A 14,280-nucleotide genomic window follows, 5' to 3' on the forward strand; every position below is an offset into this window, starting at 1 on the left:
CTTAAACAATTTGTGAGTCACACCCTCCGACCCTTCCTCATTCGATTGTTGCGTTGGACGGAAAAAAGCGGCCCCTTGCCTGGCCCCCGCGCTTCCGTTTTTCTGCACCGGGAAGTCCACGTTCCCACCTGGGTGGTGGGATTGACGGTGTGGGTCTTGCTCACAGGTGTTCTCTTTTTGGAATTGGGGCCCGGTTTCTCGGCTCTGGCGGCGGTTCTGATTTTGACCACCGCGCTGGTGGCGCTCTTTCGGCTTTTTCTTCGCTACGACCATCCCGACCTCTTTCACGATGACGACGCCATCGCGCTCGTGGGTGTTTTAGTGGTCGCGACGGTGTTGGGGATGGAACTCTGGTTTCGTCACGGGGCATTTTCTCCCTATGGGATGCCCCTTTCGGCGGTCAGTATTCTTGTGACCATCCTTCTCCATCCTCGGATCGGGGTGGTGTTGACGCTCGTTTTGGCGCTTCTCTTTGGAATTCTCAATTCTTTTTCTCTTGAGGGGGCGTTGGTGGTCTGTTTCGGGGGACTGGCGGGAGTGGCTCGGTCCATTCGGGTTCGCACGCGGGGGGATTTGATCCTCGCGGGCTTGTGGGTCGCTGTGGCGAGCGGGGCCGCTCTGATCATGTTGGCGTTCATTGGACGATGGCCAGCGGTCCAGGTCATCGCCACCTTGAAGGGGGTGGGAGCGGGGGCCTTTTTTTCCGTTCTCCTGGTGTTGGCACTCCTCCCCTTTTTGGAGATGTGTTTTTCCCGTCTTTCCAACATCCGTCTTTTGGAACTGTCCGACGTGAACCACCCTCTTCTTAAAGAAATGAGTTTGGACGCCCCCGGGACCTATCACCATTCTCTGATCGTGGCGTCCTTGGCCCAAGCCGCGGCGGAACGCATCGGGGCCAACGCGCTCCTGTGTCGGGTGGGATCCTATTTTCACGATATTGGAAAACTGGTGAAACCTGAATATTTTGTGGAAAACCAGGGGGCCATCGGAAACCCCCACGAACTCTTGCCACCCAATATGTCCCGGATCGTGATTCAATCCCACGTGAAAGACGGGTTGGCTTTGGCCCAGCGGCATAACCTGGATCACCTGATCACCGAATTTATTCTGATGCACCACGGGACCTGCCGCGTGGAATATTTTTACCGGCGGGCTATTGAACAGACGGGGCCGTCGGAATCCGTGAACGAAGACCTGTACCGCTACCCTGGACCGAAACCCCACAGCAAAGAAACCGCCATCGTGATGTTGGCGGATTCGGTGGAAGCGTCGGCCCGTTCGTTGGAGAGCCCCACGCACCAGCGGTTGGTTGATCACGTGAACCGGATTGTTGACGCAAAAATATTGGATGGTCAATTCGAACGCGTTCCCCTGACGTTGGCAGAAGTTCAAGTGGTGAAGGAAGCCTTTGTGAACACCTTGGTGGGTGTCTATCACACCCGGGTCCACTACCCCACGAGCCAAGAAACAGACGGAGAACGGCGGCCCCCTTCCTCGCGACCCAAATGAAAATCCATTTTTCCACTGTTCAGGTGCGATCCCCGCAAGCCGAGCCTTTCGCTCGGCGAGCCGTTCGGCGGGCCTTGGCGACGAGCGGGCCCATCGCTCGGGGCGAAATGAATGTGGTGTGGACCACCCGGGCCCAACTGCGGATCATGAACCGACGCTTTCGCCGGACCAATCGTTTCACCGACGTCATTGCTTTTCGTCACGGGGCCGAGTCGGCTCTCGGGCCTTTTCCTCTGGGACCAAGGGGAGGAGAACCCTTTGGGGATCTGTACATCGCGGTGGATCAGGCCCGTTTAAACGCCCGCCGTTTCGGCGCGTCTTTTTCTGAAGAAATCATTCGTTTGGCGGTGCACGGGACACTCCACCTGTTGGGTCACACGGATTACACCCCCGGGCCCAAAGCCCGCATGTGGGCTGTCCAGGAGCCTATTGTTCAAGCGGTGCTCAAAAGCGCTTCGCGTACCCCACCTCTTTCGGCGGAATGATTTTTCTTCAACTGGTTGTACTTTCCATTCTGCTCGGCCTCTCGGGTTTCTTCTCGATGGTGGAGGCCGCCGTCACCACTCTCTCCGCGTTGCGCATGAAAAAAATTGTGGTTCTTTCCCCTCGCTTGGCCCCGTTGTTTCAGGACTGGCTGGCGAAACCGCACCGCCTCCTCTCCGTTTTGATGGTGGGCAATAACCTTGTGAACGTCAGTTTTTCCAGTTTGGCCGCGGTGGCGGCGGTCCCTTTAAACGGGATTTTCCCGAGACCGGTGGTGAGCTGGACGGTTTGGCTTGTGGTCACCGCGTCGCTTGTTGTTTTTGGAGATATTTTCCCCAAGATCATTGGCCGTGCCTATCGGGAACGGGTGGCGGCCGGTACCTTGCCCTGGCTCAGTTCCCTCGCGCGGGGGCTTTTTTTGTTGTGGGCTCCGGTGGGGTGGGGAATTGAACGGTGGGCTCCGGCCCTCCACCGCGCGCCGGTGAACCCTTTGACGGTGGTCAGTTTGGAAGAGCTTCAACACGCGGTGGCTGAGTCGGAAGAGGCGGGCCATCTCACGGAAGATTCGGGGGACATGTTTCGCCGGGCGTTGGCCATGACCCAGCGGACGGCCCGGGAAGTGGCTCAACCCATCGACCGTCTTGACGCCTTGGCTTTGGAAATCGCGGATCGGCCCCAGGGGCCGGAACTGTTTGTCGATTTGCTCGTGGAAACGGGCCGAACACGGGTCCCTGTAACACGGGCAGGGAGGTTCGTGGGGTATCTGAATGTGATGGATTTCTTAGGGGCGGTGCGGGCGGGCCCTCTTCTCTCCATGGAACCCATGATTCGCCCCCTTCGTCGGGTGGGTCCCGAAACGAAAGCGTTGGATCTCCTGGAGGAGTTTCGAGCCAAAGGGGATGGAATCGCTTTTGTGGGTCCGCCCGATGGGGCGACGATCGGGTTCTTGACACTCGAAGATGTTTTGGAAGAATTGGTTGGCGAAATTCTCGATGAATACGACCGGGAAGAGGGGGTCACCCTGTGACGCTTCTCCTCTTGAAAGGGGCGAGCGCCCTCCTCCTCCTCTGTTTCAGCGCGGCGTTGTCCCTGGCCGAAACATCGTTTATGAGTTTGTCCCGCCTTCAGTTGGCGCGTCTGTCTCGGGCGCGGCCGGGGCGTTTGGATTTTTGGCAACAGGACCCGGATCGGGCGTTGGCTGTTATTCTTCTTATAAATAATTTGGTTAACGCGGGGTTGGCGGTGCTCTTGGTGTCCATCGCGTTGGACGCGGTGACCGTCTTGGGATTCCCGTTCCATTGGGGGCAGATCGTTTTTCCTCTGGTGGGAGGAATTCTCTTGGTCCTGGGCGGGGAAGCCGGGCCCAAAGTCTTGGCTCGAACGTATCCGGAACCTTTGGCCTTGGCTCTGGCTCCTGTTCTGCGGGTCATGACCCAGATCTGTGGTCCCTTGATGGAAGGGCTCCTTCGTCGGGTGGGGGGGGTCCTTTCGTGGTTGTCCCGGACGGTTCGGCGTGAGCGGGCCCAATGGGACCAAAGCGTCATTCGCGCCTTGTTGGAACATGCACCGGTGGGCCACCCGCTTCGCCGTGTGTTGCGGAACGTGGTCGGTTTTGCTCAAACGCCTGTGTCGGCCATTTTGGTCCCCCGAGCGGAAATCGCGGCGGTGGACCTTCGGTCCGGCATGAACGGGCTGATCCAGCGTATTTTGTCATCCGGTTATTCGCGGCTTCCTGTCCATCGAGGAACAATTGACGGCATCATCGGAATGGTTTACTCTAAAGACCTCTTGGCTTCCTTGCGGAGCGGGCCCTTGATCGCGGTGGAAGACTTGGTCCGTCCTTTGCCGCGGGTTCAGCCGGATGTCCCGCTGGCCCGGCTCCTTCGCGAGTTTCGCGAAGGCCATCACCACATGGCGCTGGTGGTGGACCGAGGAGGTAAAGTGTTAGGGCTCGTGACGTTGCAAGACACGTTGGAAGCCATCGTTGGAGACATTGCCCAGGAACCCCGATTGATATGAGCCCTCTTCACCCATCGGCCCTCTTTGTTCCCGAAATCAAACAACTTCTTTCCAAGAAAGATTACAAGGAATTGAAACAGGACCTCCTGGAAATCAATCCTTCCGATTTGGCCGAAGGGTGGGACCGTTTCTCTCCGTTTGAGCAAATCGTTCTCTTCAAACTCCTGCCCATTGTCCGCGCTTCGGAACTTTTCGAAGAACTGGATGTCCCCCATCAAACGCATCTTCTCTCCACTCTGGAGTTGGGGACCTTAGGGCCCATCTTGGAGGATAGGGGAGCGGATCAGGCCCACGCTTTATTTCATCGCTTGCCGGATCGGGCCGTGCGGCGGATGGCCACCATGGTGCGACGGGCCCAGTCGGCCCGGCCGGAAAAGGATCTGGTGTTCCCTCCCAACTCCGCGGGGTCGCTCATGCACACGGACGTTTTAAACCTGGGACCCAAGATGACGGCCCAGCAAGCGTTGGATCAGGTGCGGGTGGCCAGCCGTCTCCATCGCATGAGCGATCTGCACGTGCTCTACGTCACGGATGACTCTGGACGATTGATGGGGGTGCTGACGCCAAGGGCGTTGATCGCGGCGCCGCGGGACATGCGCCTTTCACAAATTATGGGGCCGGTCCAACTGATTAAAGTGCGCGCGGATGTGGACCAGGAAGAGGCGGCCAAGGTGTTCACCAAATATAAACTCCTGGCGGCGCCCGTGGTGGATCAAGACAACCGGTTGTTGGGTGTTTTGACGGTGGACGATATCCTTCACGTGATCAGTCAGGAAGCCACCGAAGACATCGCCAAAATGGCTGGGACAACGGCGGAAGAATTGGAAGACGCCTCCGCCGGTCGTGTGGCCCGACTGCGAATGCCGTGGTTGGTGACCACCTGCATCGCGGAGGTCGTTGTGGGGGCCATCGTCCATCGGTTTGAGGCGACGCTCTCTCAGGCGGTGGCGCTCGCTAGTTTTATGCCGCTGATCGCGGCCATGGGGGGCAACGTGGGCACGCAATCGTCCACTCTCTGCGTGCGCGGGTTGGCCACAGGACACTTGGCGCTTAAAGATTGGCGCCGGGTGACCAAGAGGGAATGTCTGGCGGGGCTCTACATGGGTTTGGGGTACGGTCTGTTTGTGGGGGGTCTGACCGGGGTTGTTTTTTATTCGAAATTCGGGGTGGCGTTTCCCGCGGTGGTGGCCTTGGGGGTATTGATTTCCATGGTGGTCGCTTCGACCTTGGGCGCGTTCCAGCCGTTCCTCCTGACCCGCCTTCGATTGGATCCCGCGGTGGCGGTGGGACCCTTGGTGAGCACTTTGACCGATCTTCTTAGTGTCACCGCCTACCTCTCCCTTGCGGCGCTCGCTCTGTCCATGGGGTTGCTGGTCCGTTAATGCAAAGAAACGTCGATGCCATCGTTCTTGCCGCTGAAGCGCTTTCGGAACGGGACAAACGATTGACCCTGTTTACTCGCGACAAAGGCCGTTTGTACGCCCGGGCTTCGGGGGCTCTTCGGCCAGGAGCGAAACTGGCCGCGGCCACGGAACCCGGGGTATGGGCCCGGTTTCGGTTGTGGTTGCCGGACGGGGCGGCGGGGGGCCGTGTGACCGGGGGCAGTGTGGTGGAGGGGCACCCGGGGTTGCGCGGGAGTTGGGCGCGCTTAACGTCCGCCGCATTTTTCTGTGAGTGGACGGACCGCTTAACGCCGCTCCTTCTTCCAGCTCCCGAGAAGTTTGACCTGCTCGTGAGGGCCCTTGCCTCTTTGGAGCGGTACGGGGCATCTGAGGTTCGGGCCGCTTTTCTGACACAGTTTGCACGCTTGGAAGGGTACGGCCCTTGTCCCGGTGGACGGGCGGACCGTTTGGATGGTTGGGACTTTGTCTCACCGCTGGAAGATCCGGACGCTCCCGCTGTGGAACGACAAGTGATACAATTCTTCACGCCCTTACTGAACCGCCCTTTGCGCACCTTGGCGCAGGGCCGGGCCCTTCAGGCTTTTTTACTAAAACCTCGACCGGGATGTGTCCATCACCCATGACGTTTCAAGAAATTATTCTCTCGTTGCACAAATTTTGGGCCAAACAGGGGTGCCTGTTGTGGCAACCTTACGACACGGAAAAAGGCGCTGGAACGTTTAACCCGGCCACGTTCCTCCGTTGTTTGGGGCCCGCGCCCTGGTCGGTGGCCTATGTGGAACCTTCCCGCCGACCCACGGATGGCCGATATGGGGAAAACCCCAACCGCCTGCAACACTATTATCAATATCAGGTGTTAATGAAACCCGCCCCCGCGGGCATTCAAGATCTCTACCTGGCCTCCCTCAAGGCTATTGGCATTGACCCCAAACGCCACGACATTCGGTTCGTGGAGGACGACTGGGAGTCCCCCACCTTAGGGGCCTGGGGACTGGGGTGGGAGGTGTGGTTGGACGGAATGGAGATCACCCAATTTACCTATTTCCAGCAGGTGGGGGGCATTTCACTGAACCCCATCTCCGTGGAGATCACATACGGGTTAGAACGTCTCGCCCTGTATTCCCAGAAGAAGAACAGCGTGTTCGATGTCCTTTGGACCAACGATCGAACCTACGGTCAGGTTCATCTGGAAGACGAGAAACAATTTTCCCGGTACAATTTTGAAGAAGCGGATGTGGAAATGCTCCGCCGCCATTTTGACGATTGGGAAGGAGAAGCCAAACGATTGGTTGAGAAAGGGTTGGTTTTGCCCGCGTATGATGCGGTCATGAAATGTTCCCACCTGTTTAACCTTTTGGACGCCCGGGGGGTCCTTTCTGTGACGGAACGTGTGACGTATATTGGGCGTGTGCGCGGGTTGGCCCGTCGGAGCGCCGAGGCTTATCTCGCAACGCTCACGTCGCCGGAAGGGGGGACGCGATGAAAGACCTTCTTTTGGAAATCGGGATGGAAGAAATTCCCGCGCGGTTTTTGTCACCGGCCTTGGACGCGCTGTTGGCCCATGGGCGAGACCGACTGGAGAAAGCAGGTTTCTCTTTTAAGGAAGTCCGGGTGTGTGGAACGCCCCGACGGTTGGCCCTCCTTGTGGACGGGTTGTCTCCCAAGGCCCGTGATCGGGAACAGGAATTTCTGGGCCCCGCTCTGGCCCAGGCGAAAGACGCGGCCGGAAACTGGACCCCCGCCGCCCAGGGATTTGCCCGTTCGCAAGGGACGACTCCGGAACGATTGGGGACGCGGGGCACCGATCGGGGGGAACGTCTCGTTTACTTAAAAAAAACGCCCGGAGCCACGGCGGAAAAAGTTCTTCCCGTTCTCCTTCCTGAACTCATTCAATCCCTTTCTTTTCCCAAAAGTATGGTGTGGGAGGAAAGCCGGTTGACTTTTGCCCGCCCGATTCGCTGGATCGTGGCCTTGTTCGGGGCCAAGCCCATTCCTTTTGTTTTAGCGGGGGTCAAGGCCGGTCGACGAACGTTGGGTCTTCGCTTCCACACGCGGCGACCAATTGATCTTGCAGCGCCGAACCGTTACACGGCTTCGCTCAAAAACCATTGTGTCATCGTGGATCCCGCCGAACGTCGGGAACTGATCCTTAAACAGATCGACCATGTGGCCAAAATCACACACGGGTTTATCCCGGTGGACCGGGACGAGGCCTTGCTTCAGGAAGTCACGAATCTGGTTGAACATCCGGTGGCGGTGGTGGGGAAATTCGACCCCCGGTTCCTCGCGGTTCCCCAAGAGGTGTTGGTGACCTCCATGAAGAAACACCAGAAATATTTCCCGGTGTTTAAAGACGTTTCCTGTGAAGAGTTGCTCCCTTGTTTCGTTGCGGTGCGTAACGGGCTTTCCGATAACCAGGTCGTGGTGCGCGAAGGATATGAGCGGGTTCTGTCGGCCCGTTTGAGCGACGCGGCTTTTTTCTTTGGGGAACACGCGAAGCGAACCCTGGACTCCCGTGTGGCCGATCTTCGGGGGATCGCCTTCCTTTCGGCCTCCTTGACGATGGCGGACAAGACGGAGCGGGTCGGTCGCCTGACCGATGGGCTGTGTGTCGATCTTCTGCGCGTGGAGGAATCGGTTCAGGGGGAGGCCCGCCGCATCGCTCGGTTGGGGAAAGCGGACCTGACCACGGGCCTGGTGGGTGAATTTCCTGAACTCCAGGGAATTGTGGGCCGTCTCTACGCTGAACGGGACGGTGAAAGTCCGGTCGTGTGCCGTGGCATTGAAGAACACTATTGGCCACTGACCGCGGAGGGGGTGTTGCCATCGGGGGAAGCGGCCGCGTGGGTTTCTGTGGCGGACAAGATCGATACGTTGGCCGGAAACTTTTTGATCGGTAAAATTCCCTCCGGGTCCCAGGACCCCTACGGTTTGCGACGGGCGGCGATCGGGGTGTTGCGTGTTTTGGAGGCTCGCGGGGAAGGCGTTTCCCTGTGGGCGATCGTGGAACGCGCTCTGGCTCTTTTCCCGGAAAGTTTGGGTGATCGGATAAAGGCTGGGGTGTCGTTGCGTGATTTTTTTGGGCAACGGTGGTCGGCCCTCGCGGAAGCGCGGGGGTTTCGTTCGGATGAGATTGACGCTGTTTTGGCCTCGGGGTTTTCGGATGTGAAGGACGTGTGGGCCCGTTTGGCGGCGCTCCGTGGCATACGCCGACACCCTGATTTTGCGCCTCTCTCCGTCGCCTTTAAGCGAGCGGCCAACCTCCTGAAACAAGCGGAAAAGAAGGGCGAGGCGTTCGCCTCGGCCCCGCGTGACGATTTGTTCCGAACCGAAGCGGAACGCGTTCTCGCGGCGCGTGTCATTGAAATGGAAAAAGCGTCGGGGCCTCTTTTGTCCGCGAGGGACTACCCCGCCGTCCTCTCCGGATTGGTCACCCTTCGAAATCCTGTGGACGACTTTTTTGTCCAGGTGGTGGTGATGGACCCCGAAACGGCCCTTCGTCAAAATCGTTTAGCGTTGTTGGCGGAGGTTCGTTCCTTGTTCGTTCGGGTGGCGGACTTCGCTCGGCTCCAGGACACCCCTTCCGCGCTCGGATGATTTGGGTCGGGGTGGCGTTGGGGCTCTTGTTTTTTGTCTTTCTCGCCCGCCTGTTTTCGGGGGCGTTTCGGGCGGCGGACCATCCCACTTTTGTGATGGAAAAACCCGCGTGGCCGAGGAAATTGGCGCCGGTGGCGGAAGCCCTTGACCGGTGGCGCGAGGAAGGGCGGTTGACCCGTGAGGAGCACGAACGAATGATGAGTTTCCTCCGGGAAGAGTCCGCACCCGTTCTTCGCCCTTGACAGTCTTGCCTTTTTGGATTATAAAGGAACCGCTACCTTAGAGAGGGGATATGTCGTTCCCCGCCGACCGGCCGGTTTCACGTCCGAAAGTTTATTCGCTTTTCTAGGAGGTCATCATGATGCGTGCATCCTTCCTCGCCCTGCTGTTGGCTGTTACTCCTCTGGTGTGGGCTGAGGAGACTGTTGAAGAGTGGGATGATTTTTCCGAAACAGAAACAGCGGATGTTCTTTCCGCTGGCGCCATCGAGCCGTCAGGGGGAAGTTCGACGGTCGTCCCCGTCGATGCGGTTCCCCCCGCGGGATCTTCTACCACGGTGAAGGCTGTTGTCCCTGTCCCCGGTGCCGGAACTCACGTCACCCCCGTTGTCTCCCCCCCATCCCCTGAACCCGATTCCGCCGGTTTAACCTTTCACCGCGTGGTTAAAGGGGACACCTTGTGGGATCTGGCCGGGTCTTATCTGAACAACGCGTTCCTGTGGCCCAAAATTTTTGAAGCCAATAAAAAAATTATTAAAGATCCCCATTGGATATATCCCGACCAAGAATTTTTGATTCCTTCTGTGGTGGCGGCGGCCAAGATGGATCTTCCTCCCGCTCCTTCTTCGGTAGAGGAAGCGATGGATTATGTTGAAGAAGTTGTTCCCGAAGAGGTGGTGGGCGCTTCTGAACCCGAGGTCGTCACGGTCCCTGTGGTGACGGAAGAGGCGGGAGGTGCCGTTGAGCCCTCAGCGCCCGTTGCTGTTGACACACTTGTGGATGAGGGATTTCAAGAAGATGGTGCTTTCGCAAAGGATGAACGGGAAGCCATCAAGAAACGTTCGCAAGCGGTCCCTGGAGCTGGGTTCATGGGTGGGGTCGCGGACACGTTCTTGGCGGACGAAAATTGGGAGTATGACGGTTACGTGTTACGGGACCGGGATCAGCGGATGATGATCTCCCAGGGGGACGTGGTGTATCTCAATATCGGCGCGGCCGCTGGGGTCAAAGAAAAAATGATGGCCCACGTCTATCGCGTGGGAAAGAAAGTCCGCGATCCTTACTTAAAAAAGAAAACCGTCCGGATGATTAAGCGTGTGGGAACCGTTATGGTGACCGGCCAGGTGAATGAGGAAGGATGTACCGCGGTTGTGACGAACAGTCTTGAGCCTATTCGCGTTGGGGACATCGTTAAATTTGTCGCCCGATAAGACCTCATGAGACGTGGGTTTCTTGTTTTTATCCTTTTCTTTGGGTCGTTGTTCTATGGATGGGACCAGGGTGTTTCTCGTGGGGGAGTGGGGCGGTACATAGAGAGGAATCCTTCTTTTTATGGGGGGGAACGGATTCTTTACATTCTGGGAAGTTTCCATGAGATCTGGAATCAGAACCAACAAGCGCTGGAAATGTATGCGCGGATTCGAAAGGTCTACCCGGACTCTCGGTGGAGCGACGAAGCGCAGTTTGGTGTCGCGTCTTCCTATGAACGCTTGAAAGATAGAAAAAAAGCGCTTGAAGAGTTTGAGAACTATATGAAAGAGTTCCCCAATGGAAGGTTTCATGCGTCGGTTTCGAAAAACATTTCTCTATTAAAACAATAGTGACGGGTGGTGTGGGGGGCTTTCGAAAACCCTGCTTCCTTGTCCACCGGTTCCTCCTGATACCCCCATGAATTTTCCGACACAAGAGAAAGAGGCTCGACACCTTTTGAACCTGGTTGAGCCGTTGGGGCCGGTTCGATTTGCCCGACTTCTGGAACGGTTCGGGTCCATTCTTGAGGCTCTTCATTCAGGACCCGCGGGCTGGGCGTCGATCGAGGGATTTGGCGAGAAGGCCAGCGATTTTTATCGGAAAGCGGAAGAGGCGATCCCCCTTCTTAAAATAGAAACGGATGAAATCGTTCGTTTAAAGGCGCGGGTCCTGTGCGCTTTGGATGAGGAATATCCCGAAGGGTTTCGACGGTTGCGGGACGCCCCGCCTCTCCTCTATGTGTGGGGGAAGCTTCTTCCCGTGGACGATTTGGGCATCGCGCTGGTGGGGTCGCGACGTCCAACGCCCTATGGCACGGCGGCGGCGGAACGCTTGGCCCGGGAGTTCGCCCAGGCCGGGGTCACGGTGGTCAGCGGTTTGGCTCGCGGGATTGATGGTGCCGCCCATGGGGCGGCTCTCGCAGGGGGCGGTCGAACGGTCGGTATTTTGGGAAGCGGGCTCAATCGGTTTTACCCGCTTGAACATCGGAAACTCGCCGATCGCGTGGCGGAGAATGGGGCCGTGGTGACAGAGTTTCCTTTAACCGCGGGACCCGAGGCCAACCATTTTCCCCGTCGGAACCGATTGATTGCCGCCTTGTCGGTGGGTGTGGTGGTGGTGGAAGCGTTGGAACGAAGTGGGGCTCTGATTACGGCGGGCCTTGCCGCGGATCAGGGGCGAGATGTGTTTGCTGTTCCGGGGTCGATTTTTTCACCCTTCAGTCGTGGGCCCCATCGCCTGATTAAACAGGGGGCTAAGCCTGTGGAGAGCGCCCAGGACGTTTTGGAAGAGATGGATATTTTTCGGGATGTCTCCAGAAAAGAACCCGTATCTTCCCGATCCCTAGGCGAATCCGCGCGGGAGACCCTTTCCCCGGCTGGAAGAAAATTGCTGGATGTTCTCACTCTGGATCCGACCGGGATTGACGGGTTGGCCCGTTCCGCGGGGTTGTCCGCTGCCGAGGCCACACGGGAACTGTTGGTGTTGGAATTGGCTGGTTGGGCCCGGGCCCGTCCGGGAAAAAACTACGTGGCCACTGAATTGTCGATGATGTCGGACCGATCAAAAAAGGAACCCCATGGCGAAATCACTGCTCATCGTTGAGTCCCCCACTAAAGAAAGGACCATTGGTCCTATGTTGGGAAAAGATTTTGTGGTTCGGAGCTCTTACGGCCATATCCGAGATTTGCCCAAAAAGGGTTTGGGTGTGGACGTGGAGAAAGGGTTTGAGCCCAGCTACACTATTTTGCCGCGGGCTAAGAAGATTCTGACGGAACTTAAACGGTTGGCGGAAAAGGCGGACCGGGTTTTCCTGGCCACCGACTTTGATCGGGAGGGGGAAGCCATTGCCTGGCATTTAAGCAAAGCGCTTAAACTGTCCAAAGCCAAATCCAAACGGATCACCTTTCATGAAATTACCCGGGAGGCCATCCGTGACGCGGTGGCCCATCCTCGGGACATCGATGAATCCCTCGTGGACGCCCAAGTGGCGCGGCGGGTGCTGGACCGTCTGGTGGGATACCGTTTGTCTCCCCTTTTGTGGGATAAAATTCGGCCAGGGTTGTCCGCGGGGCGGGTTCAATCCGTGGCCGTGCGCCTGATTTGCGCCCGGGAAGAAGAAATCGAAAAGTTTAAGGCGGAAGAGTATTGGACGTTGTCCGCGCTCCTTGAGAAATCCAAACAGCCGTTTACGGCGGGCCTTTACGCCAAGGGCGAAACGAAATTCACGAAATTTTCATTTCGGCAGAAGGGTTCCGTGGACGAGGTTTTGGCCGGCCTGGAGGGGGCGACTTATCGGGTGGTGTCCGTGGAACCAAAAGAACGACGTCGGTCACCATCGGCCCCTTTTACCACCGCTTCGCTCCAGCAAGATTCGTCCCGGCGCCTCCATTATTCCGCTTCCCGCACCATGGTCGTTGCTCAGCAATTGTATGAAGGGATTGAAGTGGAAGCTGGCGAAGGGCCCGTGGGGCTTATTACGTATATGCGAACGGATTCTGTTCAAGTGGCGAAAGTGGCCCAGACCGAGGCCGCCGCCTTTATCAAGAAAACATTTGGGAAAGACCACCTCCCGGCCAAACCGCGGGTCTACAAAACCAAAAGCAAGGGAGCCCAGGAGGCGCACGAAGCCATTCGTCCCACACAACCTTCCCGTTCCCCTGAATCGATTCGTGCATTTCTCGAACCAGACCAATTCAAGATGTACGAACTGATTTGGCGTCGGTTCATGGCGAGCCAAATGGCGGACGCTTTGTTTGACACGGTGACGGCCGATATCTCCGCGAAGGAATACTTTTTTAGGGCGGCGGGACACACCCTGAAGTTTGCCGGCTACTTGGCGGCTTACGGCGAAGTGGCCGATGAGGACACCAAAAAGGAAGGAGACGAACCCTCCTCAACGCTCCCCCCCTTAAAGGCGGGCGATGTGGTGACGCTGAAGGAGCTCCGTCCCGAACAACATTTTACCGAACCTCCCCCCCGGTTTAACGAGGCGAGTTTGGTGAAAGTATTGGAAGAACACGGCATCGGGCGGCCGTCCACTTACGCGCCGATCATGCACACCATTGTGGACCGAGGCTATGTTCGGTTGGAGGAACGCCGATTCTATCCTTCCCAGTTGGGACGGGTGGTGGACAGCCAGCTGCTCGTCCATTTCCCGGAAATAGTGAGCGTCGATTTTACCGCCAAACTGGAAGGTCGCCTGGATGGAATCGCCGCGGCCAAGGCCCACTGGGTTGATGTTTTAAAAGATTTTTACACGCCGTTTGAAGCGGGAATACAGAAAGCCGGAACCGGCATGGAAAAAATTGACATCAAGCCCGAGGCTTCGGAAGAAAAATGTCCGAAGTGTGAGGCCCCCATGGGGATCCGGGAAAACCGCAGCGGGCGTTATCTGGCCTGCAGTCGCTATCCCGAATGTAAGAGCACCATGCCGGTGGACCGGAACGGGAAAAAAGTTGTTCCGGAAGAGACGTCAGAAGTTTGCCCGAACTGTCAAAAGCCCATGGTGATTCGTATCGGGCGTGGGTTTGGGCGACGGCCCACCCGATATCTGGCCTGTACGGGATATCCCACGTGTAAGACGACTTTTTCCATCGATAAAGAGGGAAATAAAATTGTCCGTCCCAAACCCGAACCCACAGAGGAAAAGTGTGGCAAGTGCGGAAAAATGATGTGGAAACGGGTTGGAAAGCGGGGGCCCTTTTTGGCGTGCTCCGGGTTTCCCAAATGCCGAAACATCAAACCGATCCCCGCGGCTTAAGCGGGACCGCTGGGTGAGCCTTTTCGTTTTAGGGATGGGG

The 14,280-nt window shown here is 57.5% G+C and carries 13 protein-coding genes; all 13 read left to right on the forward strand.

Features of this window, described 5'->3' with window-relative positions:
* Nucleotides 1-12: 12 nt before the first annotated feature.
* Nucleotides 13-1,509 carry an HDIG domain-containing protein gene (locus JNK54_05310; protein ID MBL8023684.1) on the forward strand — a complete coding sequence of 499 codons (1,497 nt, stop codon included), beginning with the start codon at nucleotides 13-15 and terminating at the stop codon, nucleotides 1,507-1,509.
* Nucleotides 1,506-1,994 (forward strand): rRNA maturation RNase YbeY, encoded by a 489-nt coding sequence (ybeY, locus tag JNK54_05315; GenBank protein MBL8023685.1) that lies wholly within the window; start codon nucleotides 1,506-1,508, stop codon nucleotides 1,992-1,994. Before JNK54_05310 ends, ybeY begins: the two co-directional genes overlap by 4 nt.
* Nucleotides 1,991-3,019, forward strand: coding sequence for a DUF21 domain-containing protein (locus tag JNK54_05320; protein ID MBL8023686.1), 1,029 nt, complete (start codon nucleotides 1,991-1,993; stop codon nucleotides 3,017-3,019). Before ybeY ends, JNK54_05320 begins: the two co-directional genes overlap by 4 nt.
* Nucleotides 3,016-4,011, forward strand: coding sequence for an HlyC/CorC family transporter (locus tag JNK54_05325; protein MBL8023687.1), 996 nt, complete (start codon nucleotides 3,016-3,018; stop codon nucleotides 4,009-4,011). Before JNK54_05320 ends, JNK54_05325 begins: the two co-directional genes overlap by 4 nt.
* Nucleotides 4,008-5,393 (forward strand): magnesium transporter, encoded by a 1,386-nt coding sequence (gene mgtE, locus JNK54_05330; GenBank protein MBL8023688.1) that lies wholly within the window; start codon nucleotides 4,008-4,010, stop codon nucleotides 5,391-5,393. Before JNK54_05325 ends, mgtE begins: the two co-directional genes overlap by 4 nt.
* Nucleotides 5,393-6,037 carry a recombination protein O N-terminal domain-containing protein gene (locus JNK54_05335; protein MBL8023689.1) on the forward strand — a complete coding sequence of 215 codons (645 nt, stop codon included), beginning with the start codon at nucleotides 5,393-5,395 and terminating at the stop codon, nucleotides 6,035-6,037. The genes mgtE and JNK54_05335 overlap by 1 nt, the downstream gene beginning before the upstream one ends.
* On the forward strand, nucleotides 6,034-6,897 hold the full coding sequence (locus JNK54_05340; GenBank protein MBL8023690.1) for a glycine--tRNA ligase subunit alpha: 864 nt from the start codon (nucleotides 6,034-6,036) through the stop codon (nucleotides 6,895-6,897). Before JNK54_05335 ends, JNK54_05340 begins: the two co-directional genes overlap by 4 nt.
* Nucleotides 6,894-9,011: a glycine--tRNA ligase subunit beta gene (locus JNK54_05345; GenBank protein MBL8023691.1), complete on the forward strand. Its 2,118-nt coding sequence runs from the start codon at nucleotides 6,894-6,896 to the stop codon at nucleotides 9,009-9,011. Before JNK54_05340 ends, JNK54_05345 begins: the two co-directional genes overlap by 4 nt.
* Entirely contained in the window at nucleotides 9,008-9,253 is a 246-nt protein-coding gene (locus JNK54_05350) for a hypothetical protein (GenBank protein ID MBL8023692.1), read from the forward strand. Before JNK54_05345 ends, JNK54_05350 begins: the two co-directional genes overlap by 4 nt.
* A 116-nt stretch (nucleotides 9,254-9,369) precedes the next feature.
* Complete coding sequence (locus tag JNK54_05355; protein ID MBL8023693.1) at nucleotides 9,370-10,440, forward strand: LysM peptidoglycan-binding domain-containing protein; 1,071 nt, start codon at nucleotides 9,370-9,372, stop codon at nucleotides 10,438-10,440.
* Nucleotides 10,441-10,446: 6 nt separating this feature from the next.
* Nucleotides 10,447-10,830, forward strand: coding sequence for a tetratricopeptide repeat protein (locus JNK54_05360; protein MBL8023694.1), 384 nt, complete (start codon nucleotides 10,447-10,449; stop codon nucleotides 10,828-10,830).
* A 67-nt stretch (nucleotides 10,831-10,897) separates the two neighbouring features.
* On the forward strand, nucleotides 10,898-12,082 hold the full coding sequence (dprA, locus tag JNK54_05365; protein MBL8023695.1) for a DNA-protecting protein DprA: 1,185 nt from the start codon (nucleotides 10,898-10,900) through the stop codon (nucleotides 12,080-12,082).
* Nucleotides 12,057-14,240 carry a type I DNA topoisomerase gene (gene topA, locus JNK54_05370; GenBank protein MBL8023696.1) on the forward strand — a complete coding sequence of 728 codons (2,184 nt, stop codon included), beginning with the start codon at nucleotides 12,057-12,059 and terminating at the stop codon, nucleotides 14,238-14,240. Before dprA ends, topA begins: the two co-directional genes overlap by 26 nt.
* Nucleotides 14,241-14,280 lie beyond the last annotated feature (40 nt).

This window comes from Elusimicrobiota bacterium, assembly GCA_016788905.1.
Classification (GTDB): Bacteria; Elusimicrobiota; Elusimicrobia; order FEN-1173; family FEN-1173; genus JADKHR01.